The organism is Corynebacterium lipophiloflavum DSM 44291 (genome assembly GCF_000159635.1).
GTDB classification, from domain to species: Bacteria; Actinomycetota; Actinomycetes; order Mycobacteriales; family Mycobacteriaceae; genus Corynebacterium; species Corynebacterium lipophiloflavum.
Map to the genome: position 1 here is coordinate 259,081 of NZ_GG667193.1, position 20,654 is coordinate 279,734.

Annotated in this window: 18 protein-coding genes; 11 read left to right on the top strand and 7 right to left on the bottom strand. The window is 65.7% G+C overall.

The window, feature by feature from the left end:
- Positions 1 to 127: 127 nt before the first annotated feature.
- Positions 128 to 1,543, top strand: a complete 1,416-nt coding sequence (gene purB, locus HMPREF0298_RS07845; RefSeq protein ID WP_006840618.1) for an adenylosuccinate lyase — start codon at positions 128 to 130, stop codon at positions 1,541 to 1,543.
- A 10-nt stretch (positions 1,544 to 1,553) separates the two neighbouring features.
- Here purB and HMPREF0298_RS07850 read toward each other — a convergent pair whose 3' ends face one another.
- Positions 1,554 to 2,273 carry a hypothetical protein gene (locus HMPREF0298_RS07850; protein WP_006840619.1) on the bottom strand — a complete coding sequence of 240 codons (720 nt, stop codon included), beginning with the start codon at positions 2,271 to 2,273 and terminating at the stop codon, positions 1,554 to 1,556.
- Positions 2,274 to 2,362: 89 nt separating this feature from the next.
- On the opposite strand from HMPREF0298_RS07850, the gene HMPREF0298_RS07855 reads away from it, so the two are divergent.
- The 3 genes from HMPREF0298_RS07855 to HMPREF0298_RS07865 are packed head-to-tail and all read left to right on the top strand — an operon-like array spanning position 2,363 to position 6,117.
- Complete coding sequence (locus tag HMPREF0298_RS07855) at positions 2,363 to 3,268, top strand: phosphoribosylaminoimidazolesuccinocarboxamide synthase (RefSeq protein ID WP_006840620.1); 906 nt, start codon at positions 2,363 to 2,365, stop codon at positions 3,266 to 3,268.
- Between the two features lie 26 nt (positions 3,269 to 3,294).
- Positions 3,295 to 5,409, top strand: coding sequence for a S9 family peptidase (locus tag HMPREF0298_RS07860; RefSeq protein ID WP_006840621.1), 2,115 nt, complete (start codon positions 3,295 to 3,297; stop codon positions 5,407 to 5,409).
- Between the two features lie 27 nt (positions 5,410 to 5,436).
- A complete protein-coding gene (locus HMPREF0298_RS07865) occupies positions 5,437 to 6,117 on the top strand; it encodes a DUF2334 domain-containing protein (protein ID WP_006840622.1) in 681 nt (226 codons plus the stop codon).
- A 34-nt stretch (positions 6,118 to 6,151) separates the two neighbouring features.
- On the opposite strand, the gene HMPREF0298_RS07870 is transcribed toward HMPREF0298_RS07865, so the two are convergent.
- Positions 6,152 to 9,286, bottom strand: a complete 3,135-nt coding sequence (locus tag HMPREF0298_RS07870; protein ID WP_006840623.1) for an ExeM/NucH family extracellular endonuclease — start codon at positions 9,284 to 9,286, stop codon at positions 6,152 to 6,154.
- 234 nt (positions 9,287 to 9,520) lie between these two features.
- Here HMPREF0298_RS07870 and purS point away from each other — a divergent pair, with 234 nt between their 5' ends.
- The 3 genes from purS to purL are packed head-to-tail and all read left to right on the top strand — an operon-like array spanning position 9,521 to position 12,717.
- Positions 9,521 to 9,751 carry a phosphoribosylformylglycinamidine synthase subunit PurS gene (gene purS / locus HMPREF0298_RS07875; RefSeq protein WP_040422841.1) on the top strand — a complete coding sequence of 77 codons (231 nt, stop codon included), beginning with the start codon at positions 9,521 to 9,523 and terminating at the stop codon, positions 9,749 to 9,751.
- A complete protein-coding gene (gene purQ, locus HMPREF0298_RS07880; RefSeq protein WP_006840625.1) occupies positions 9,748 to 10,419 on the top strand; it encodes a phosphoribosylformylglycinamidine synthase subunit PurQ in 672 nt (223 codons plus the stop codon). Before purS ends, purQ begins: the two co-directional genes overlap by 4 nt.
- Before the next feature lie 6 nt (positions 10,420 to 10,425).
- Positions 10,426 to 12,717, top strand: a complete 2,292-nt coding sequence (gene purL, locus HMPREF0298_RS07885) for a phosphoribosylformylglycinamidine synthase subunit PurL (protein ID WP_006840626.1) — start codon at positions 10,426 to 10,428, stop codon at positions 12,715 to 12,717.
- A gap of 23 nt (positions 12,718 to 12,740) precedes the next feature.
- On the opposite strand, the gene HMPREF0298_RS07890 is transcribed toward purL, so the two are convergent.
- A complete protein-coding gene (locus HMPREF0298_RS07890; protein ID WP_006840627.1) occupies positions 12,741 to 13,745 on the bottom strand; it encodes an acyl-CoA thioesterase in 1,005 nt (334 codons plus the stop codon).
- A 25-nt stretch (positions 13,746 to 13,770) separates the two neighbouring features.
- Here HMPREF0298_RS07890 and HMPREF0298_RS07895 point away from each other — a divergent pair, with 25 nt between their 5' ends.
- From HMPREF0298_RS07895 to purM, 3 genes are read left to right on the top strand one after another with little or no spacing between them, the layout of a single operon-like run.
- Positions 13,771 to 14,163, top strand: coding sequence for a sterol carrier family protein (locus HMPREF0298_RS07895; RefSeq protein ID WP_040422916.1), 393 nt, complete (start codon positions 13,771 to 13,773; stop codon positions 14,161 to 14,163).
- A gap of 18 nt (positions 14,164 to 14,181) precedes the next feature.
- On the top strand, positions 14,182 to 15,672 hold the full coding sequence (purF, locus tag HMPREF0298_RS07900) for an amidophosphoribosyltransferase (protein WP_006840629.1): 1,491 nt from the start codon (positions 14,182 to 14,184) through the stop codon (positions 15,670 to 15,672).
- 2 nt (positions 15,673 to 15,674) lie between these two features.
- Positions 15,675 to 16,754 carry a phosphoribosylformylglycinamidine cyclo-ligase gene (purM, locus tag HMPREF0298_RS07905; RefSeq protein ID WP_006840630.1) on the top strand — a complete coding sequence of 360 codons (1,080 nt, stop codon included), beginning with the start codon at positions 15,675 to 15,677 and terminating at the stop codon, positions 16,752 to 16,754.
- 67 nt (positions 16,755 to 16,821) lie between these two features.
- Here the strand turns inward: purM and HMPREF0298_RS07910 are convergent, their stop codons facing one another.
- Positions 16,822 to 17,019 carry a DUF3073 domain-containing protein gene (locus tag HMPREF0298_RS07910; protein WP_006840631.1) on the bottom strand — a complete coding sequence of 66 codons (198 nt, stop codon included), beginning with the start codon at positions 17,017 to 17,019 and terminating at the stop codon, positions 16,822 to 16,824.
- Between the two features lie 147 nt (positions 17,020 to 17,166).
- Positions 17,167 to 18,261 carry a CAF17-like 4Fe-4S cluster assembly/insertion protein YgfZ gene (gene ygfZ, locus HMPREF0298_RS07915; RefSeq protein WP_040422843.1) on the bottom strand — a complete coding sequence of 365 codons (1,095 nt, stop codon included), beginning with the start codon at positions 18,259 to 18,261 and terminating at the stop codon, positions 17,167 to 17,169.
- Between the two features lie 22 nt (positions 18,262 to 18,283).
- On the opposite strand from ygfZ, the gene HMPREF0298_RS07920 reads away from it, so the two are divergent.
- Positions 18,284 to 19,198 carry an aminodeoxychorismate lyase gene (locus tag HMPREF0298_RS07920; RefSeq protein ID WP_040422845.1) on the top strand — a complete coding sequence of 305 codons (915 nt, stop codon included), beginning with the start codon at positions 18,284 to 18,286 and terminating at the stop codon, positions 19,196 to 19,198.
- Here the strand turns inward: HMPREF0298_RS07920 and HMPREF0298_RS07925 are convergent.
- Positions 19,195 to 19,842, bottom strand: coding sequence for a heme-binding beta-barrel domain-containing protein (locus tag HMPREF0298_RS07925; RefSeq protein WP_006840634.1), 648 nt, complete (start codon positions 19,840 to 19,842; stop codon positions 19,195 to 19,197). The two genes, HMPREF0298_RS07920 and HMPREF0298_RS07925, sit on opposite strands and share 4 nt — an antisense overlap.
- Positions 19,843 to 19,863: 21 nt before the next feature.
- Positions 19,864 to 20,631: an LmeA family phospholipid-binding protein gene (locus HMPREF0298_RS07930; protein ID WP_006840635.1), complete on the bottom strand. Its 768-nt coding sequence runs from the start codon at positions 20,629 to 20,631 to the stop codon at positions 19,864 to 19,866.
- Positions 20,632 to 20,654: the final 23 nt, after the last annotated feature.

Below are 20,654 nucleotides of genomic sequence, written 5' to 3' on the forward strand. Positions count from 1 at the left end.
ATCTGCCTTCATTGTAAAAACGCCTCGGACACCCACCCCCGATTGTGGGAACAGGTATTCGAACTGTCAGGTCGAGCGGGCTCCGTAAGCGCAACGTGGAATAATTGGATCCGTGTCAGTTAAGCCGATGAACCCCAACGTCCTGTCCAACCGCTACGCCTCGCCCGAAATGGCGGAGCTGTGGAGCGCCGAGCACAAGATCGTGCTGGAGCGACAGCTCTGGATCGCCGTGATGGAGGCCCAGCAGGGCCTCGGCGTCGACATTCCCGACGAGGCCATTGCCGCCTACGACAGCGTCATCGACAACGTTGACCTGGACAGCATCGCCGCGCGCGAACGGGTCACGCGCCACGACGTGAAAGCCAGGATCGAAGAATTCAACGCGCTCGCCGGCCACGAGCACATCCACAAGGGAATGACCAGCCGAGACCTGACGGAAAACGTCGAGCAGCTGCAGATGTACCGCGGCCTCGAGCTCGTGCGCGATAAGTCGGTGGCGCTGCTCAAGGCAATTGGTAACCGCGCCGAACAGTACAAGTCCCTCGTCATGGCGGGCCGCTCCCACAACGTCGCGGCGCAGGCGACCACCCTGGGCAAGCGTTTCGCCACGGCTGCGGACGAGATCCTCATCGCCACCGAGCGCATTGAGCAGCTGCTGGCCAACTACCCGCTGCGCGGCATCAAGGGCCCGATGGGAACCGCCCAGGACATGCTCGACCTGATGGGGGGCGACGAGGGCAAGCTCGCAGAGCTGGAAAACCACATCGCGAACCACCTCGGTTTTGCCCGTACCTTCGATTCCGTCGGCCAGGTGTACCCGCGCTCGCTTGACTTCGACGTGGTCTCCGCCCTCGTCCAGCTCGGCGCGGGCCCGTCGAGCCTGGCCACAACGATCCGGCTGATGGCCGGCAACGAGACGGTGACGGAGGGCTTCAAGGAGGGCCAGGTCGGGTCCTCCGCGATGCCCCACAAGATGAACGCGCGCTCTTGCGAGCGCGTCGGCGGTTTCCAGGTGATCCTGCGCGGCTACCTCACCATGGTCGCGGATCTCGCCGGCCAGCAGTGGAACGAGGGCGACGTGTTCTGCTCGGTCGTGCGCCGCGTCGCGCTGCCGGACGCGTTTTTCGCCATCGACGGTCAGCTGGAGACCTTCCTCACCGTCCTCGACGAGTTCGGGGCGTTTCCCGCGATGATCAACCGCGAGCTGGACCGCTACCTGCCGTTTCTGGCCACGACCCGCATCCTCATGGCGGCGGTGCGCGCCGGGGTTGGCCGCGAAACGGCGCACGAGGTGATCAAGGAGCACGCGGTGGCGATGGCGCTGGACATGCGCGAAACCGGCGCCGAGCAAAACCTCATCGAGCGCCTCGCGCAAGACGAGCGCCTCCCGCTGGACCGCGCCGGGCTCGACGCCGCACTCGCGGACCGCCACGCCTTCATTGGTGCCGCCGAGTCCCAAGTCGACGGCGTGCTCGCCCGCATTCAAAAGCTATTCGACGCCCACCCCAACGCCGCCGGCTACACCCCGGGCGAGATCCTGTAAAAGCCCAGCGTTACTTCCAGGTGATTGACTGCAAGGGCTGAGCGCTGTTCTTCGGGCTCAACACGGTGTTGAGTTCGATGGCGGTGCCGACGATCCCGGGGTCGGTGGCGCCGGTCCAGGTGACGAGGGCGCGTTTGTACTCGCGTCCTACCTCCATATCGCCGGTAAACGCCGGGATCTCCTCGTCGGGGCTGATGCCGCAGTAGGCATTGTCGCTGTGTTCGACGAAGTTGGCGTTGAGCCCGCCTGGGTCGAGGATTTTGAACCACGGCAGGGAGACTGAATAGGCGCCGTCGCCGACCGCGACGGGCGTGAAAGTGACGATGAAGCAGGTGAAGCTGTCGTAGCGCTCCGGCTGCGGGGCTGTTTCGCCCTCTTCCGGTTCGGGCAACCCGATCTCGCCCGGGTCCTGGCCGATGTTGTCTTCAACCTCGGCGGGAGTGAGTTTGGTGGGCCTGTCCACGGTGACGTCAAAGTACACGGGCTGGCCGGTGTCGAGGCTGGTGGTGACAACGTGGGCGGTCTCTCCGAAGCGGAGTACTTCGCCACTTTCGGTGGGGGTGAAGTCGTCCGGCATGCCCGGCAGCTCGCTGAGCGTCTCCGCGCTGCGAGTTTGCCCTGCGCTGCGAGCTTCCGCTGCGCTGGGGTCGGCCTCGCCGGGCGCGCAGGCGCCCAGCGCTGCTGCCTGGGCCAGCAACGCTACGACGAGTACTGCGGTGCGTGGTTTCATGGCATCCAGATTAGGCCACGGGCCGTGGTTTTCCGCGCGCGCCCTCGCGCGATTCGCCCTCGCGCGCTGCGGGACTACACTTGCACACCATGCGCCCTGAGTTATCCGATTACGCTCACCTTTCTGGTGGCAAGGTCCGCGAGATTTACCAGGTGGACAGCGACACTTTGCTGATGATGGCCACCGACCGTATTTCGGCATTCGACTACTCCCTCGAGCCGGAAATTCCGGACAAGGGCCGAATCCTCACGGCGACGAGCACGTTCTTCTTCGACCTGCTGGGCCGCGAGCTGGGCATGCCCAACCACCTGGCTGGCCCGGTGGAGGACGAGCGCATCCCGGAGGAGGTCCTAGGCCGGGCGCACGTCGTGAGGAAGCTGGAGATGATCCCGTTTGAGTGCGTGGCGCGTGGCTACCTCACTGGCTCCGGCAAGAAGGAGTACGACGCTACGGGGCGAGTGTGCGCCGTGCCGCTGCCGCAGGGCCTGGTGGAGGCGTCGAAGCTGCCCGAACCGATCTTTACCCCCGCGACGAAGGCGGAGCAGGGCGATCACGATGAAAACGTGTCGTTTTCCCACGTGTCCAACAAGCTGGGTGCGGAGCTCGCCGAAAAGCTCCGCGACGCCACCTTGGCGGTCTACACCACCGCCGCGGCCTACGCTCAGTCCCGCGGCATCATCCTCGCCGACACGAAGCTCGAGTTCGGCCTCGACGACAACGGCGAGCTCGTGCTTGCCGACGAGGTGCTCACCCCCGACTCCTCGCGTTACTGGCCCGCGGACTCTTACGAGGAGGGCCGCGTGCAGCCCAGCTTTGACAAGCAGTACGTGCGCAACTGGCTCACTGGGCCGAAGTCGGGTTGGGATCCGTCCAGCGGGATGCAGCCGCCGGAGCTGCCGGGCTCCGTCGTCGAGGCGACCCGAGACCGCTACATCGAGGCCTACGAGCGCTTGAGCGGGGAGAAGTTCAGCCACTGGCCGGGCGCCAACGCCTAAGAATTCGGTCGCTACACTCGGCGGGTATGAGTAAATCAGCCCCGCACGCCCCAAAACACCTGATCACCCGCTCGTTCCACGGGCGCGATGTGGTGGACAACTACGAGTGGATGCGCGATAAGGCCAGCCCGGAAACGCTGAACTACCTTGAGGCCGAGAACGCGTACACCGAGTCCCTGACCGGCCACCTGCAGCCGCTGACGGATGCCATTTACGGCGAGATTAAGGGCAGGGTCAAAGAGACCGACATGTCCGTCCCGTCGCGCCAGGGCGGCTGGTGGTACTACGGCCGCACGGTCGAGGGCAAGGACTACGGCATTTCCTGCCGCGTCGCCGCCGAGCGCGAGCAGCCGTGGACGCCGCCTCGCGTGCCGGAGGACGGCTCCCCGCTGCCCGGCGAGCAGGTGTTGCTCGACATCAACGAGCTCGCAGCTGACCACGAGTTCTTCTCCCTCGGTGCCTCCCGCGTGTCCCCCTCGGGCCGCCTGTTGGCCTACTCCTTTGACACCTCGGGCGACGAGCGCTTCGAGCTGCGCGTCAAAGACTTGGAGACGGGCTCGCTTTACGACGACACCCTAACCGACATCTTCTACGGCGCAGTGTGGGCGGGCGAGGAGCACATCTTCTACGTGCGTGTCGACGACGCCTGGCGCCCCCACCAGGTGTGGCGCCACACGCTCGGCACCCCCGAGTCCGCCGACGTGCTGGTCTACGAGGAGCCCGACGAGCGCTTCAACGTCGGCGTCGGTGCGGACCGCGCCGAGCGCTTCCTCTACATCGTCTCGAGCTCGAAGAGCACCAGCGAGTTCCACGTCCTCGACTTCGACAACCCCACCGGCGAGTTCCGCATGCTGTGGCCGCGCCAAGACGGCGTGGAGTACGACGTGGACTTCATCGCGCCCGGCGGCGAGGAGAAGTGGGTGGTCACCCACAATGCGACGGGCCCCAACTTCGCGGTGGGCACCTGCCCGATCGATAGCCTCGCCCCGCTGCGTGAGCTTGACGACGTCGCTGCCCACGACGACGCCCGCCGCATCGAAGGCACCGACTCCTACCGCGACTTCATCTTCCTGAGCTACCGCGCAGGAGGCATCGGCCGCCTCGCCGTGGCCGACTTGGCCGGCGGCAGCATCGGGCAGTTCACCGAGATTGAGTTCGACGAGGAACTCTACACCGTGGGCCTCGGCGGAAACCCGGAATGGGACGCCCCAGTCGTGCGGTTAAGCTACACGTCTTTCACCCAGCCTGCCCAGGTGCTGGACTACACCGTTGCCAACGGGGAGTTCACCCTGCTCAAACAGCAAGAAGTCGAGGGTGGTTACGACCCGGCGCAATACGTCGCGGAACGGCTGTGGGCAACAGCCGACGACGGGACCGAGGTTCCGGTGTCGGTGGTGCGGCGCGTCGATGTGGGCGTCGATAAGCCGCTGCCCACGCTCTTGTACGGCTATGGCTCATACGAACACTCGATCGACCCCTCATTCTCCGTCGCGCGCCTCAGCCTGCTGGACCGCGGAATGGTGTGGGCCTGCGCGCACGTGCGCGGCGGCGGAGAAATGGGAAGGCTGTGGTACGACAACGGCAAAATGATGTCCAAGCGCAACACGTTCACCGACTTCATTGCCTGCGCCGACGCCCTCGTCGAACGCGGAATGACCACCTACGGTCAGCTCGTCGCCGAAGGCGCCTCCGCCGGCGGGCTGCTGATGGGCGCGGTGGCGAACATGGCACCCGAGAAATTCGCCGGCGTCCTTGCCGTCGTGCCGTTTGTCGACCAGCTCACCTCCATCCTCATGCCGGAACTGCCACTGACCGTGACGGAGTGGGAGGAATGGGGCGACCCGTACCACGACCCGGAGGCCTACGACTACATCGCCTCCTACGCACCCTACGAGAACATCGAAGCCAAGAACTACCCCGACATCCTGGCGGTGACCAGCCTCAACGACACCCGCGTGCTCTACGTGGAACCCGCGAAGTGGATTGCTAAGCTGCGCGAGACCGCCACCGGCGGTGAGTTTCTGCTGAAGACGGAGATGTCGGCCGGACACGGCGGAGTGTCGGGGCGCTACGCGCAGTGGAAGCAGACCGCGTTCGAGTACGCGTGGGTCCTGGACAAGTCCGGCGCCGTGGAGCGCTAACGACCCGACTGTGCGATAATTGCGCCTATGCCCGGCCACGTCCTCGTCTCCGTGTCGTCGATTTTTGATGACACCCTCGACAACGTCGTTCGCCTCACCGACGACCTCGACGCTGCCGAGATCCCCGTCTCTCTGCTGGTCGCGCCGCACATCGACAAGAAGTGGCACCTGGCCAAGGACAAAAAGACGCTGAAGTGGTTGCACGCGCAGCGCGATGCGGACAGGGCCCTGATCCTCAACGGTTTTGACCAGCCGGCTCAAGGGCGCCGCGCGGAGTTCGCGACGCTCGGCGCGCACGAGGCGCGCCTGCGGTTGACCGGCGCGACGCGGCAGATGGAATCGCTCGGGTTATCCTTCAACATCTTCGCGCCCCCGCGGTGGCGCCTGTCCGAGGGCACCCTTGAGGTTTTGTCGGACCTCGGATTCTTGCTGGTGGCGTCGACAAGCGGCCTGCACCAAACCGATACCGGCATGTTCTACCAGTGCCGCAACCTGTCTGTCGGCGAGGGCTTCGGTGCGGCCAAATGGTGGCGCCGCAACATCATCCGGGCCGCCGAACGCGGCGCGGCGAAGGGAAACATCATCCGCCTCTCCGTATCCGGGCGCGAGCTCGACAACAAGAAGGTGCGCCGCGACTTTATCAACGCCGCTACCGCGGCCATCGAAGAAGGCGCGGAGCCTGCCGACTACCGCGCCTTCCTGGCGTAACCCCGGACTCTGCAACGGCGGAGTCCGCGGGGTTTTACAGGCCCATACGGGCGAGGATAGCTGAGGCACCACCCGGGTAGAGGAAGTTCACCACCGCCACGATCAGTGCGACGACGCCGGTTGCGCCCACAAGCGCACCGATGATCCCGCCAAGAATTCCGCTAGAGCTACCGGAAGACGGGCCCGCCGGCTCACCGGGCTGCCCCGGCTGCCCCGGCTCACCCTGGTCGCCGGTGACCTTACCGAGGTTCTCAGTGGTGCCGTCGGTGTAGGTGACCACCAGCTCGCCGTCCGAATTGATCTCGAACTTCTCTACACCGCGGCCGTCGGAACCGTCCTGACCCGGCTCACCCTCGTCGCCGGTGACCTTGCCGAGGTTCTCAGTGGTGCCGTCGGTGTAGGTCACCACCAGTTCACCGGCGTCGTTGATCTCGAGTGTTTCGATGCCGCGACCGTCCTGCCCCGGCTCACCCTTTTCGCCCGTGATCTCACCGAGGTTCTCAGTGGTGCCGTCGGTGTAGGTGACCACCAGTTCACCGGCGAAATTGATCTCGAACTTCTCTACGCCACGGCCGTCGGAACCATCCTGTCCCTGAACGTTGCCGAGCACCTCGCGGGTCTCGACGGAACCGTCGGTGTAGACCGCGACGAGGTCTCCGTTGTCGGTGAGTTCGACGCGCACCAGTGTCTTGGTGGGTTCAACGGCGGTTGCCTCGATGTTGAAGCCGACCTTGACCGGGTCGTGGTCGGAGGAGCGGAAGGGGTTGTTGGCCTCGAAGAAGTCCTGGACGTTGTAGTTGCGGCGGGAGTACTCGAAGGCGATCGACTCGTCGGCGTTGATGTTCCACACAGCGGCGTCCTGGACGAGCGCCGTCGCCGCCGCGTTGCCCATGACGTGGTCGAGGGAGCCCAGTTGGCCGGCGAACTGGTAGGAGGCGTTATCGAACTCGCGTCGAGAAGCGATGTTGCTAAAGCCCTCCTGCTCGAGGTAGCGCACGGCGTCCTCCCTGGAGTAGGAGTTCAGGTCGCCCACGATGAAGGTCGGCTTGTTGGCCCAGTCGTCCTGTTCCTTGAGCGCGTCGATCAGGGCCGTGGACTGCGCGACGCGCACCTGAGCGTTGTTACCCTGGCCGTCGCCGGTGTCCGCATCGCCGTTCGCGACGGACCCCTTGGATTTGAAGTGGTTGACAATCGCCACGAAGCTCTTGGAGTCGTCCGCGCCAACCGGCTTGAACTCCTGGGCCAGGGGCTGGCGTGCGGTGCCGGTGAACGCGGGGTCGTCGAAGATGCGCGAAGCCCCAACCGGCTCCACCTCGGACTCGTTGTAGATGAACGCCACGCGGATCACGTCCTCGTCGGTGCCCAGCTCGGCCGGGGACTCGGCGTAGGCCCAGTTGCCGCCGGCGGCGTTGAGGGCGTCGACAAGCTTGCCCAGAGCCTCATCGCGGCGTGCGACATCGCCGGTGACGGCGTAGGTGTTCTCGATTTCCTCGAGGCCGAGAACGCTGACATCCAGGCGGTTGATCGCGTTGACGATCTTCGCCTGCTGGTCCTCGAACGCCTGCTGCGAGTACGCACCGCGCACATCGCAGTCGCGAGCGGTTACCGGGTTGCCGTACATGTCCTTGTACGAGTTGCACCCTGCGACATCCTCGCCGAGGGAGGTGAAGTAGTTAAGCACGTTAAACGACGCGATGGAGTATTCGCCGCCCACCGAATCAGGCACGGCGAGCGTCGCCGCGCGCGAGTCCTGCCACGCAATCGGCAGCTCGCCGGCCGCGTTCTTGCCGGTGATCGGCTCCAGCGGCTGGAAGCGCCAGAAGTTGTGCGAGAAATCCACCACGACATCGGTCTGGAAATCGACCTGGTCGCCGGTGCGCAGGGAATTAATGCCCTGGTCCGAGGTCACCAGGTAAGGCAGCGGGGTGTACTGGTCATTGCGCAGGTAGTCGCGGGTGCGGCCGTCGTCGAGGTAGACAACCTCGGCGTCCTGCATCGCCTGGAGCTCGTTAGCCTCCGTGCCGGGCAGCACCACGTCGGTGGGGGTGCGGTGTGCGGTGGCGCCGGGGGCGAGGCCCACCTCGCCGTACTGGTTCAGGGAGTAATTGTTGGTTACCGTGTAGTCCCCAACGGGGCGCACGAGCATGCCCTCGTAGGGCTCGCGGGCCTCGTTGCCGGCCGGCAGGGTGGGGATTTCGATCGCCGCCGGAGCAACCAGCGGAGCATCAAGCACGGTCACCGAAGATGCGGTGATTTGCGTAACCCCGTAGAACTCGCTGACCGCACCCGCAACGCGCACGGATGCGCCCATTGCGGGGTAGTCGGAGCGCGAGCCCATGTAGACGAAGATGCCGTCGGAGGCGTCACCCGGCTTTTTCTCCTCGGTGCCGGAAGCTGCGGTCTGCAGGTAGAAGCCGTTCTTGCCGCCCTCGTCGTACACCGCCGTGACGACGCCTTCGGTAACCACGTTTTGCTTGTCAAGCGGGGAGACGTCGCCGGTGCCCTGGATCTGGGCGATCGGGGTTACCGTGCCGGGCTCGACGGGGTCGACAGGATCGAGCGGATCCTCAGGATCCACGGGGCCAGTCGCGCTGGAGTTCATCGGTGTCGGAGCGCCCACCGTGAAATCGGCGGCGTTGTTATCCGTATCTACCCCGGCGCTCACGCGCTGAATGGAGGTGGCGTTTGTGGTCGCGCCCGCCGGGTTGCCCTCGAACGCGGTGGCATCGCCCCAGCCAACGAGGTCGACCGTGGTGCGGGAGGCGTCGAAAAGCACCGCGACTGCGGTGGAGCCGGAAAATCCCAACGTAGAGGTGTTGTCCGGGGTTGGCAGGACGCCGGGTTGGTTGCTGCCCGCCGCGCCTTGGACCAGGAAGTAGCCACCGGCCGGGATAATGCCGCTGAGCGTGGCGGTACCGCCGAGGCGGTTGCTGGCAGAGCGCTGCTCGATGGTCCACCCCGTGACGTCGAAAGGAGAGTTTGTCGGGTTGTATAGCTCGACGAAATCGTTGTTGAAAACAGAGCTTTTGTTGCCACCCCCTCCGTAGACCTCGTTGATGACAATTCCGGAGCCGTCGGGCGCGGCACTCGCGCCCGGGGCGATGACAGAGACGGTGCCTGCGGCGATGGCAATGGAGACAGCAGTGCTGAGAACGCGTTTAAATGACATCGGTTGTCCTTGGCTTGTGAGTCGGGGGAGGCGAATAACAATTCCTCGGTAAAAGTAGCCGGGTACTTATGGGTTCGCTGGGTGAAAAATAAGAGTTCTCCGGGCGTTTACCTGGGTGTAATAAAGCGCGGCGCAACCATTTGGGTGGCCGCGCAAAACGGGGAATTCAGGCGTGTCCGCGCGTTCGTTATACTGAGCGGGTCGAATGACCTCCCCTAGAGCGAAGGACCCCCCATGGCACGTGTCGTTGTAAATGTCATGCCGAAGGCAGAGATTCTTGATCCCCAGGGCCAAGCCGTCCTGCGCGCACTCGGCCGGATTGGGGTGAGTGGCGTCGCCGATGTTCGCCAGGGCAAGCGCTTCGAAATCGAGGTCGACGATTCCGTCTCTGACGCCGAACTCGAGCGCGTCGCGCAGACCCTGCTCGCCAACACCGTTATCGAGGACTTCGAGGTAGTCCGATGACGGCTTCTATCGGGGTCATCACTTTTCCGGGCACGCTTGACGACGTCGACGCGCTGCGCGCCGTACGCCTCGCGGGGGCGGAACCTATCGAGCTGTGGCACGCCGACAGCGACCTCACCGGCGTGGATGCAGTCGTTGTCCCCGGTGGCTTCTCCTACGGCGATTACCTGCGCTCCGGCGCAATTGCCGCGCAGGCTCCGATGATGGGCGCCGTCATTGAGGCGGCGAAAAAGGGCATGCCCGTGCTCGGGATTTGCAACGGCTTCCAAATCCTCACCGAGGCAGGCTTGCTGCCGGGCGCACTGACCCGCAACCAGAACCTGCTGTTTCACTGCATCGATACGTACCTGACGGTGGAGAGCAACACCACGGCGTGGACCTCAGCTTTTGAATCGGGCTCCAAAATTTTGGTCCCCGCCAAGCACGGCGAGGGGCGCTTCCAGGCTGACCCCGAAACCATTGAGCGCTTGGAAGGGGAGGGCCGGGTTGTCTTCCGCTACACCGACAACTTCAACGGTTCGATCAACTCCATCGCGGGCGTGACCAACGACACCGGGCGCATTGTCGGGCTCATGCCCCACCCGGAACATGCCATCGAGACGCTCACCGGCCCGTCCACCGACGGCCTGGGCCTGTTTTTGTCCGCCATCTCTTCGATCGGAGCGTAAGTAAGGATGACCGTGCACAACGACACCGTCGACAACGCGAAGGCGACGCCTGACCACGCCCAGCCGTTCCGCGAACTGGGGCTGAAAGACGACGAGTACCAGCGCATCGTCGAAATCCTCGGGCGTCGCCCCACCGATGCGGAGCTGACGGTGTACTCCGTTATGTGGTCAGAGCACTGCTCGTACAAGTCCTCGAAGGTGCACCTGCGCTACTTCGGCGAGACCATGACAGAGGAAATGGGCTCCAAGCTCCTCGCCGGGATCGGTGAAAACGCTGGCGTGGTGGACATCGGGGGTGGGGACGCGGTGACCTTCCGCGTCGAATCGCACAACCACCCCTCCTTCATCGAGCCCTACCAGGGAGCGGCGACGGGCGTGGGCGGCATCGTCCGCGACATCATGGCGATGGGCGCGCGCCCGATTGCCGTGATGGATCAGCTGCGCTTCGGCCCCGCCGATGCGCAAGACACCAAGCGCGTCTTGCCGGGCGTGGTTGCGGGTATCGGCGGCTACGGCAACAGCTTGGGGCTTCCCAACATCGGCGGCGAAACGGTTTTCGATGAAACCTACGCGTCCAACCCGCTGGTCAACGCCCTGTGCGTGGGAACGCTCAAGGTCGAGGACCTCAAGCTCGCGTTTGCCTCGGGAGCCGGCAACAAGGTGATTCTCTTCGGCTCGCGCACCGGCCTTGACGGCATTGGCGGCGTGTCCGTGCTCGCGTCGGAGTCCTTTGAAGACGGCGCGGAGCGCAAGTTGCCGGCCGTCCAGGTCGGCGACCCGTTCGCGGAGAAGGTCCTCATTGAATGCTGCCTCGAGCTCTACCACTCTGGTGTGGTCGTGGGCATTCAGGACCTCGGCGGCGCCGGCCTGGCGTGCGCCACTTCCGAGCTGGCCGCTTCGGGTGACGGCGGGATGCGCGTAGATCTCGATGCCGTACCGCTGCGTGCCGAAAACATGACCGCGGCGGAGATCCTTGCCTCCGAATCGCAGGAGCGCATGTGCGCGGTGGTCGAGCCCGACAATGTCGAGCGCTTCATGGCTATCTGTGCGAAGTGGGACGTCAACGCCGCCGTGATCGGCGAGGTCACCGGTGAGGCGGACCGCCTGATCGTGTCGCACCAGGGTGAGGTCGTGGTGGACGCTCCGCCGTCGACGATCGCCGACGAGGCCCCCGTCTACGACCGCCCGTGGGCCCGCCCCGCGTGGCAGGACGACGTGCAACAGCCCGCCGAGGTAGACAAATCCGTTGCGCTCGTCGACGCGTGGCTGCGCATGGTGGCCTCGCCTGCCCTGTGCTCGCGCGACTTCATCACCCAGCAGTACGACCGCTACGTGCGCGGCAACACCGTGCAGGCACAGCACGCCAACTCCGGCGTGTTGCGCATCAACGAGGAGAGCAACCGCGGCGTGGCCGTGTCCGCGGACGCCTCGGGACGCTACACCTTCCTCGACCCGAACATGGGCGCGCGCCTCGCGCTCGCGGAGGCGTACCGCAACGTCGCGGTGACCGGGGCGCGCCCCGTGGCCATCACGAACTGCCTGAACTTCGGATCCCCGGAGAACCCGGACGTGATGTGGCAGTTCCGTGAGGCTGTTCACGGGCTCGCTGACGGCGCCGTCGAACTGGGGATTCCGGTCTCCGGCGGCAACGTGTCATTCTACAACCAAACGGGCGACACCCCGATCCTGCCGACGCCCGTTGTGGGTGTGCTGGGCGTTATCGACAACGTCGAGCAGACCATCGGGCACGCCCTGCCACAGCCCCCGGACAGCACCGCGCAGTCGGACTTCAAGCTTCTGTTGCTGGGGCACACCCACGACGAGTTCGGCGGTTCCGTGTGGCAGGAGGTCTCCGGCCGGGGGCTGAGCGGTCTGCCGCCGCAGGTCGACCTTGCCAACGAGCAGCGCCTCGCCCAGTTCTTCGCGGACAGCGAGGGGATTTCCGCAGCGCACGACCTCTCGGAGGGCGGGCTGGCTCAGGCGGTGTTTGAGATGCTGCTCGGCTCCGGCAAGGGTGCCGAGCTGGACGTGACCGGGGTGCACGAAGACGCGTTCACCGCGCTGTTTTCCGAGTCCGCGTCGCGTGTCCTCGTCGCCGTCACCGCCGACCGAGTCGACATCGCGGTGCACAGCGCCACCGCGGCGGGAATTCCGGTGGCCGTCCTCGGCTCGACGAACGAAACCGGGGAGATCACCGTGGCCGGCGAAACAGTGTCGATCGCGCAGCTCGCCGAGGCGTGGAGTGCAACCCTGCCGGGGCTGTTCGACCACGCCCTTGCGCCGAACTCCCCGGTTTAAATCCGGGTCGAGCTCGACCCCGCCTAGTCCAGCCGCTGCTGGGCGTCCGACGGGCGCACCAGCGGCATCGGGGCGTACTCCTGGCGCAGGTCTTTGAGCTTTTGCGTGTGCTCCCAGAGCCGCTTGTCCTCGTCGGTAACCGGGGTGTACTGGCGTGCAGCCAGAGGCTGTCCGTCAATGTCGACGCCGACGTAGGTGAAGGTCGCGTGGATTGCGGGGGTGAGGGCTTCGCGGCCGCCGCGCGGGTTGCCGGAGCGTACCTGGATGACTAGCTGCATCGAGCGGGCTTCGGTGCGCGTGATCCGGGCATCAACCTCCACCAAGTCGCCGATGGAAATCGGCTTTTTGAAGCGGATGCCCCCCGCGTACACGGCCACGGTGCGCTCGCCGGACCACTCCATCGTGCACGCCACGCCCGCTTCATCGATCCACTCCATGGCGCTGCCGCCGTGAACCTTGCCTCCCCAGTTGATGTCTGTCGGTTTGGCCAAGAAGCGGTGGATCAGGCGTGGCGCGGTCGAGTCATCGGTGTAGGTCTGCCCCTTCATCTCCGCTTCGATCGCATTGCGCAGCTCGATACGGGACAGGGCGGCGTCGAGCACTCGCTCTTCCTCGTCCGTCGAGGGCACGAAGGTGGGAACTTGCATGGTTTCGTTCGTCTTCGGGTCTTTGGCCACGAAGATGACTAGGCAGTCGCAGGCGCGGGTAAACACGCCCTCACGCGGGTCGGCGGAGAGCACCTCGTTGACAATGTGCATGGAGGTGCGCCCCGTCATGGCGATGCGCGAGCGCACCTCGACAAGGTGCCCGGAGGGGATGGGGCGTGTGAAGTGGATGTGCCCGACGTATGCGGTAACGCAGTAGGTTCCCGACCATTGAACGGCGCAGGCGTAGGCGGCCTTGTCGATCCATTCGAGGACTCGCCCGCCGGATACGCCCTGGGCGCCGGCAAGGATGACGTCGTCAGGCGCGGCCATAAAGCGCAGGGTGACAAAGGGGGATTTCGTCGTAGCAACGGGGGATTCCATGATTGAACACATTAGTATGTCGCGTATGAGTGCGCGTAAGAGCGATCCCCACACCACGCGGCTGGCGGTCGAGGCGGTGGCCGAGTGGCTGCGCGGCGAGGTCACAGCAACGCCAAAGCGCCCGCTGCTTGCCGACGCCTGCCGCACGACGGCCCGCACGCTTGCCGACGAACTACCTGGCCACGCGGTCGAACTTCGGGTCCCGCCGTTCGTGGCGGTGCAGTGCGTCTCCGGCCCGCGGCACACCCGCGGCACACCGCCGAACGTGGTGGAGATGAACCCGGAGACGTGGCTGAAGGTAGCGACCGGGCTTGAGTCCTTCGCCGAGGCGCTCGCGGATGGCCGCATTGAGGCTTCGGGTTCCCGCGCGGGGGAGATCGCGAGCGCGCTTCCCGTGATTGCTCTACAGGTGGGGTAATCCGTTAAGGTAGGGCACGTGCAAACCTTGAGTACTCAGGAAACTCACGAGGACATTCCCCACGACGAATGTGGCGTTTTCGGCGTGTGGGCTCCCGGGGAGGACGTGTCCAAACTCGCCTATTTCGGGCTCTTCGCCCTGCAGCACCGCGGCCAGGAGGGCGCGGGCATCGCAGTGGGCGACCACGAGAAGATCGTGGTGTTCAAGGACACGGGACTTGTCTCCCAGGTGTTTGATGAATCCATCTTGGACGCCCTGCAGGGCGACGTCGCGGTCGGCCATACCCGCTACTCCACAACCGGTGGCGATAGCTGGGAAAACGTCCAGCCGATGTTTCGGACCTCGCCGAACGGCACGGATGTGGCGCTGGCGCACAACGGCAACCTGACCAACTACCAGGACCTGCAGGCCAGGGCGATTGAACGCAAGCTGATTCCGCCGCAGGGTGTGGAGGGCCAGGGCTCATCCTCGGACACCGCGGTCGTTTCCGCGCTGCTCACCGACGCGATCCGCGACGACAGCTCGCTTCTCGACGCCGCCCGCACCCTCCTGCCCACCATCGAGGGTGCCTTCTGCTTCATGTTTACAGACGGGCACACGCTCTACGCCGCCCGCGACCCGCACGGCGTGCGCCCGTTGTCGTTGGGCCGGCTCGAACGAGGCTGGGTCATTGCCTCCGAGACGTGCGCCCTGGACATCGTCGGCGCAACGTACGTGCGCGACGTCGAACCCGGCGAGCTGATTGCTATCGACGAGACCGGCGTGCACATCGAGCGCTTCGCCGAGACGCCGAAGGCGCACTGCGTGTTCGAGTACGTCTACCTCGCGCGCCCGGACTCCGTGATTGCGTCGCGCTCGGTGCACGCAACGCGCATTGAGATTGGAAAGCGCCTCTCCCACGTCGACCCGGTCGAGGGTGAGCTGGTGATGCCGGTTCCGGAATCGGGCACTCCTGCGGCGATCGGATACGCGGAGGAGTCGGGTATCCCGTTCAAGCAGGGGTTGATGAAGAACGCCTACGTGGGCCGTACCTTTATCCAACCCTCCGATACGTTGCGTCAGCTCGGCCTGCGCCTGAAGCTCAACCCGGTGCGCGAGATCATTGAGGGCAAGCGCCTCATCGTGGTCGACGATTCGATCGTGCGGGGCAACACGCAGCGCAAGCTGATCAAGATGCTGCGCGAGGCGGGCGCAGCCGAGGTGCATGTGCGCATCGCGTCGCCGCCGGTGAAGTGGCCGTGCTTCTATGGCATTGACTTCGCCAGCCCGGGCGAGCTGATCGCCAACAACGGCAGCGGATTCGACGACGAGGCAGCGCGCGATTCGATCCGCACTATGATCGGGGCAGATTCATTGGCGTTTGTGTCCACCGACGACATGATCGCGTCCACGAGGCAGCCTGCGGACAATCTCTGTACCGCCTGCTTCACGGGCAGTTACCCGCTGGGGTTGCCGGAGGGCAACCCCAACGCCGAGCTCGTCCGCCGCATGCAGAAAGGTGAACACTAGCCATGACGACCAACCACAGCGCCGAGGGCGGCCCAGTCTCCTACGAGTCCGCGGGCGTGTCCATTGAGGCCGGCGACAAGGCGGTCGAGCTGTTCGCGCCGTTAGCAAAGCGGGCCTCGCGCCCCGAGGTGCGCGGCGGGCTGGGCGGCTTCGCCGGGCTGTTCGCGCTGGGGAAGTACCGGGAGCCGCTGTTGGCCGCAGGTTCGGACGGGGTGGGCACCAAGCTCGCCGTCGCCCAGGCGATGGATAAGCACGACACCATCGGGATTGACCTGGTCGCGATGTGCGTCGACGACCTCGTTGTGTGCGGCGCCGAGCCCCTGTTCCTGCAGGACTACATCGCCATTGGCAAGGTCGTGCCGGAAAAGGTGGCCCAGATCGTGGAGGGGATCGCCGAGGGCTGCGTTCAGGCGGGCTGCGCCCTGCTCGGCGGGGAGACTGCAGAGCACCCGGGTGTGATGAATCCGGAGGACTACGATGTCTCCGCCACTGCTGTCGGCGTGGTCGAGGCCGACGAGCTGTTGGGCCCGGATCGGGTTCACGAGGGTGATGTCGTCATCGCCATGGCGTCGTCGGGTTTGCACTCCAACGGTTACTCCCTGGCCCGCCACGTGCTCCTGGAGCGCGCCGGGCTTCCGCTCGACGGCCACGTCGAGGAGTTGGGCCGAACGCTCGGCGAGGAGATGCTGGAGCCGACGAGGATCTACGCCTTGGACTGCCTGGCGCTGGCCGCGGAGTGCTTGGTGCGGACTTTCTGCCACGTCACCGGCGGCGGGCTCGTGGGCAACATGGAGCGCATTATCCCCGAGGGCAAGGTTGCCGAGATGAACCGCGCGACCTGGACGCCGGCACCGATCTTTACCTTCATCCAGTCCGTGGGCGACGTTGCTCGGGAGGAGATGGAGAAGACGTTCAACATGGGTGTGGGTATGGTCGCCGTCGTTGCCCCGGAGGATCGGGACCGCGCGCTGGCGATCCTGGCGGCCCGCCACATTGACAGCTGGGTTCTCGGCGAGGTGCGTGCCAGCGGCGAGGGTGAAACCGCCCGCGCGGTCTTGTCCGGCAACCACCCACAGTTCTAGCCGGAAGCGCCCGCACCCGCCCCCAATTGTTTTCGGGGGCGGGTGCGAGCGGGTAAGCGCTACATGGCTAGCTACGGCCGTCCGTGTCCCATTCGGAGTAATCAGCGAAGCGGTCATCTACCTCTTCTTCGGTGTCGCCGTAGCCGCGGGCCGGGGACTGGCCTGCGAGTTCGCGCTGGAGCGAATCGAGATCCATTTCAGGCGTTTGGTACTTGAGCTGGCGAGCGACCTTGGTCTGCTTTGCTTTGGCGCGTCCGCGACCCATGGCGTGACCCCCTTGAGGTGGTTCATTGGGCGACCCGCTCATCACGGGTGGCCACTCATCTTCGTATCAATATAGTCCTGTGGGACACTATAGCCTGTCGCGTGAGAAAAATCTTAACCGCCCTTTAACCTGGGGATATAGGCGGATCTACTGGTTGGACCTCAACCTTTCGACTGCCTCGCGCCCCGCTTTCTCACCCTCGTCGAGCGGCAGGGAATCCGGGTCGATGGCCGCCGAGACATCCACCTCGCCGCTGATGCTCAGGTCGGCGGAGTTGAGCGCGGAGCGTTTGACCAGAGCCAGTGCGATGGGGCCGTAGTCCGCGTCGTGGGCGACCGTGCCGAGGCGACCGACGCCGCGGCCCGCGAGCGTGATTGCCGCGCCCGGCACCGGGTCGACGGGGGCGGAGCCGTCGAGGTGGAGCATGACCAAAAGCCGTGGTGAGCGGCCGAGGTTTTCCACGCGCGCGACCGTTTCCTGGCCGCGGTAGCAGCCCTTTGCCAGGTGAACGGCGCCTACGTACGGGCCGCGGTTGATCAGCGAGGGCGCTTCGTGGGGGATGGACTTCTCGTCGAGGTCCGCGCGCAGCTCGGGCTCACCGGCGCGTACGCGCAGCGCGGTGAAGGCCATCAAGCCGGCCAGCCTCACCCCTTGATCGCGCAGCTTGTCGACGACCTCCCCAACGCGTCCGCGCTCAACGAGCACATCGGTGCGCTGTGTCTCGCCCCACGGGCGCGTCCTGGTCACGGCCGCCTCCGCCACGGCGGGTGCGTCACCCACCACGGTGAGGACGCCGAGCTCGGTGTCGTTGATGCTTACCTGCGACCAGAACACCATCTTGGTCAAAAAGGCGATCAACGTTTCGTGCTGGTGGGCGGGCGTGTCGAGGTAGTACACGCCGTTGGCGTAGGAGACGTCGGCGTGGTGCAGGATGTGGCCCTGGATGTCGAGGTCGAGTGCGGAGGCCGCGAACCCCTCGGGGGCGTCGACAAGCTTCTGCGACAAAAGGTTGTTGAGGAAGGTGGGGGCGTCCGGGCCGCTCACGGCGATGACCTTGCGGTGCGAGCGGTCGATCACGATTGGGCCGCGCGACAGGGCGCGCTGCTCCCCGAGAGGGTCGCCGTAGTGCCACGCGACGCCCCTGGCGTCGATAAGCGAGGTCTCCGCCTCGGGCAGCTCGGCCGCTCCGGGGGTGTCAAGGAGGACTGAACGGTACTGGCTAGGAGTTTCCACGGGCCCCATCCTACGTGCATAATGGGGCATCATGGCTTCCTCGCTCATTCCTCCGCAGCCGGTGATCTACCTCGTGGAACCGTTTGGAGGCTCCGTGCGCAGACAAAACGCCAACATGGCACACGTGTTCTGGGACGACGCGGGGGTGACCCGGGGCGATGGGATCTTCGAAACTCTTCTGATCCGCAGCGGTGAACCCATGAACCTGGACAAGCACGTAGCCCGGTTCCGCCGCTCGGCCGAGGCGCTCGATCTGCCTGATCCGGGCGTGGATCACTGGATCAGGGCGACGCGCCAGGCGGTGGAGGACTACTACCGCGAGCGCGGCGAAGCCGAAGGGGAGCGCTCCGAGGCGAAGTGCGTCTGGACCATGACGCGCGGGCGCGAAAGCACGGGCGTGCCCACGGCCTGGCTGACGGTGCGCCCGATCGACGAGACGATTGTCCGCCAACGCGAAACCGGGGTAAAGGCGCTAAGCTCCCCACGCGGCTACACCATCGCCCACGGCGAGAACGAGGTTCCGTGGCTCAACGTGGGCGCGAAATCGCTGAACTACACCGCGTCAATGGCGGCCTTGCGCTGGGCCAAGTCGCGCGGCGCCGACGAGGTGATTTACGTCGACTCCGCCGACGGCCGGGTCCTGGAGGCGACGACCTCGAGCGTGATCGTCGTCCGCAAGGACAAAAAGCTGCGCACGCCAGCGCCAGGGCCCGACATCGTGGCCGGCACCACCCAGCGGGCAATCTTCGAGCACGCCGACGCGTTGGGGTACAGGTGCAAGGCGAAGGACCTGTACCTCGAGGACCTCTTCGCGGCCGAGTCGGTGTGGCTGGTCAGCGCGGTGCGCCAAGCAGTTCGGGTTACCGAGCTTGACGGGCGCCCGCTTGCGGCGACGCCCGAGGGCGAGCGCGAGTTCCGCGCTCTCGTGTGCGCCGCGCTGGACTAGCCGGCGACGCGGGTGAGCTCGGCCGACATGTAGGGCACGAGCTCCCCGTCGAGGGCGCGCTCGTCGACCCAGCCGAGGTTGTTGTTCGGCATCAACCCGTAGAGCCGCTTGCCGGGCCCGTGCTTGGCGGGCCCCGTTGCGGTAACGATGGTCGAGGCGCTGGTGACCTGCCAGGCACGCTCGTTGAGCGGCTCGCCGTAGAGGATTTCCACGAGGCCGCGCGAGTTAGTCAGCGTGACCTCCATTTCGTCCGACGGGGAGATCCGCCAGAAGCCGACTTCCCGCTGGTCGGCGCCCTGTGGTTCACCGTCGTCAGTAAGGCGCCAGATGCGCGACTCAAAGCGCAGGTAGTTCTCCCCGTCGTGGGAAACCACGAGCTGCTGGCCGAAGGCGTACTGTTCGCCGCCGTCGTTGGCCTGGCCGCGGCCCGACCACACGCCGACCAGTGGCAGTAGCGCGAGCAGGCCGTCGTGAAGCGACGGGCCTTGGCGCAGGTTGGCGGTGTCATCGGCCAGGGGGAAGTCCTCGAACCCGAAGCCGGGGATGTTGCGGTGGGCGGTGTTTTTCGACTGCTCCGCGGCCAAGTTGACGGCCTCGCTGCCGTCGAGGCGGGCAGTGTTATCCGATGTCGGCGTCTCGCTCATGGCCCCCACGCTACCCTCTGGCTAGCTCACCGGCGGCAGCGGGGCGAGGTCGGAATCGCTCAAGGTGACGTTGAGGCGCTGGCGGAAAAACTCGATCGAACCCCCCGAGAGCAGGACCGCGTCCGCTGGCCCGCCCAGCGGCAGATCGCGGGTGTCGCGGTCGAGGGTGTAGGCGTCGAGGATCTTGTCCTCGGCGCCGGGCGGGGCGTCGAGAAGCAGGCTCGGCCGCATCTGGAAGGTGGAACCGTCGAGGCGAAGGGTGACCACCACGGTGCTGGGCGCGTCCGTGCCGGGGACGGTGCCGGTGAGTTGGGCTTCGGATGCCGTGCCGCCCGAGGGAGAGATGTTGTAGGGGTTGGCGATGTCGAGGTCGGTCATGCCGAGCAGCTCGCCGAACGCGACACCGTCGAGGCGCACTTTGCGCCGCACCATGGTGGCGTGCGCGCCCGCGAACTCTCCGGCGAACGCGGCCTCAGCATCGATATCGACATCGAAGGCCTCCGCCGTGGTGTTGACCGTGCCGAGGCCCTCAACCGTCGCGTCGAGCGCGGAGACGGACACCCGGGGGATCGTACTGGTGACCGCGACCTGGGAAAACGGGAACCCCGCGACGTAAGCGTCGGGGGTGGCGGAGAGCCTTTCGTCGGCGCTGGCGCGAAGGGCGAGGGTTCGCTCGACTCGCGAAGCAGCCGCCGTGTCCACGAGCAGCGCCACGGCAGCCACGACCAGCACCACGACGATGATCGTGGCGGCCACTTTGATCCCGCGGACGCGCGAGAGTACACTCATGCCTTTATTTCTACCGTAGCCTG

What these genes read in the sequence shown, in the direction of transcription:
- purB (WP_006840618.1), top strand. Translation starts at nt 128, where the DNA reads ATGAACCCCAACGTCCTGTCCAACCGCTACGCCTCGCCCGAAATGGCG.
- HMPREF0298_RS07850 (WP_006840619.1), bottom strand. Translation starts at nt 2,273, where the DNA reads ATGAAACCACGCACCGCAGTACTCGTCGTAGCGTTGCTGGCCCAGGCA.
- HMPREF0298_RS07855 (WP_006840620.1), top strand. Translation starts at nt 2,363, where the DNA reads ATGCGCCCTGAGTTATCCGATTACGCTCACCTTTCTGGTGGCAAGGTC.
- HMPREF0298_RS07860 (WP_006840621.1), top strand. Translation starts at nt 3,295, where the DNA reads ATGAGTAAATCAGCCCCGCACGCCCCAAAACACCTGATCACCCGCTCG.
- HMPREF0298_RS07865 (WP_006840622.1), top strand. Translation starts at nt 5,437, where the DNA reads ATGCCCGGCCACGTCCTCGTCTCCGTGTCGTCGATTTTTGATGACACC.
- HMPREF0298_RS07870 (WP_006840623.1), bottom strand. Translation starts at nt 9,286, where the DNA reads ATGTCATTTAAACGCGTTCTCAGCACTGCTGTCTCCATTGCCATCGCC.
- purS (WP_040422841.1), top strand. Translation starts at nt 9,521, where the DNA reads ATGGCACGTGTCGTTGTAAATGTCATGCCGAAGGCAGAGATTCTTGAT.
- purQ (WP_006840625.1), top strand. Translation starts at nt 9,748, where the DNA reads ATGACGGCTTCTATCGGGGTCATCACTTTTCCGGGCACGCTTGACGAC.
- purL (WP_006840626.1), top strand. Translation starts at nt 10,426, where the DNA reads ATGACCGTGCACAACGACACCGTCGACAACGCGAAGGCGACGCCTGAC.
- HMPREF0298_RS07890 (WP_006840627.1), bottom strand. Translation starts at nt 13,745, where the DNA reads ATGGAATCCCCCGTTGCTACGACGAAATCCCCCTTTGTCACCCTGCGC.
- HMPREF0298_RS07895 (WP_040422916.1), top strand. Translation starts at nt 13,771, where the DNA reads ATGAGTGCGCGTAAGAGCGATCCCCACACCACGCGGCTGGCGGTCGAG.
- purM (WP_006840630.1), top strand. Translation starts at nt 15,675, where the DNA reads ATGACGACCAACCACAGCGCCGAGGGCGGCCCAGTCTCCTACGAGTCC.
- HMPREF0298_RS07910 (WP_006840631.1), bottom strand. Translation starts at nt 17,019, where the DNA reads ATGGGTCGCGGACGCGCCAAAGCAAAGCAGACCAAGGTCGCTCGCCAG.
- ygfZ (WP_040422843.1), bottom strand. Translation starts at nt 18,261, where the DNA reads ATGGGGCCCGTGGAAACTCCTAGCCAGTACCGTTCAGTCCTCCTTGAC.
- HMPREF0298_RS07920 (WP_040422845.1), top strand. Translation starts at nt 18,284, where the DNA reads ATGGCTTCCTCGCTCATTCCTCCGCAGCCGGTGATCTACCTCGTGGAA.
- HMPREF0298_RS07925 (WP_006840634.1), bottom strand. Translation starts at nt 19,842, where the DNA reads ATGAGCGAGACGCCGACATCGGATAACACTGCCCGCCTCGACGGCAGC.
- HMPREF0298_RS07930 (WP_006840635.1), bottom strand. Translation starts at nt 20,631, where the DNA reads ATGAGTGTACTCTCGCGCGTCCGCGGGATCAAAGTGGCCGCCACGATC.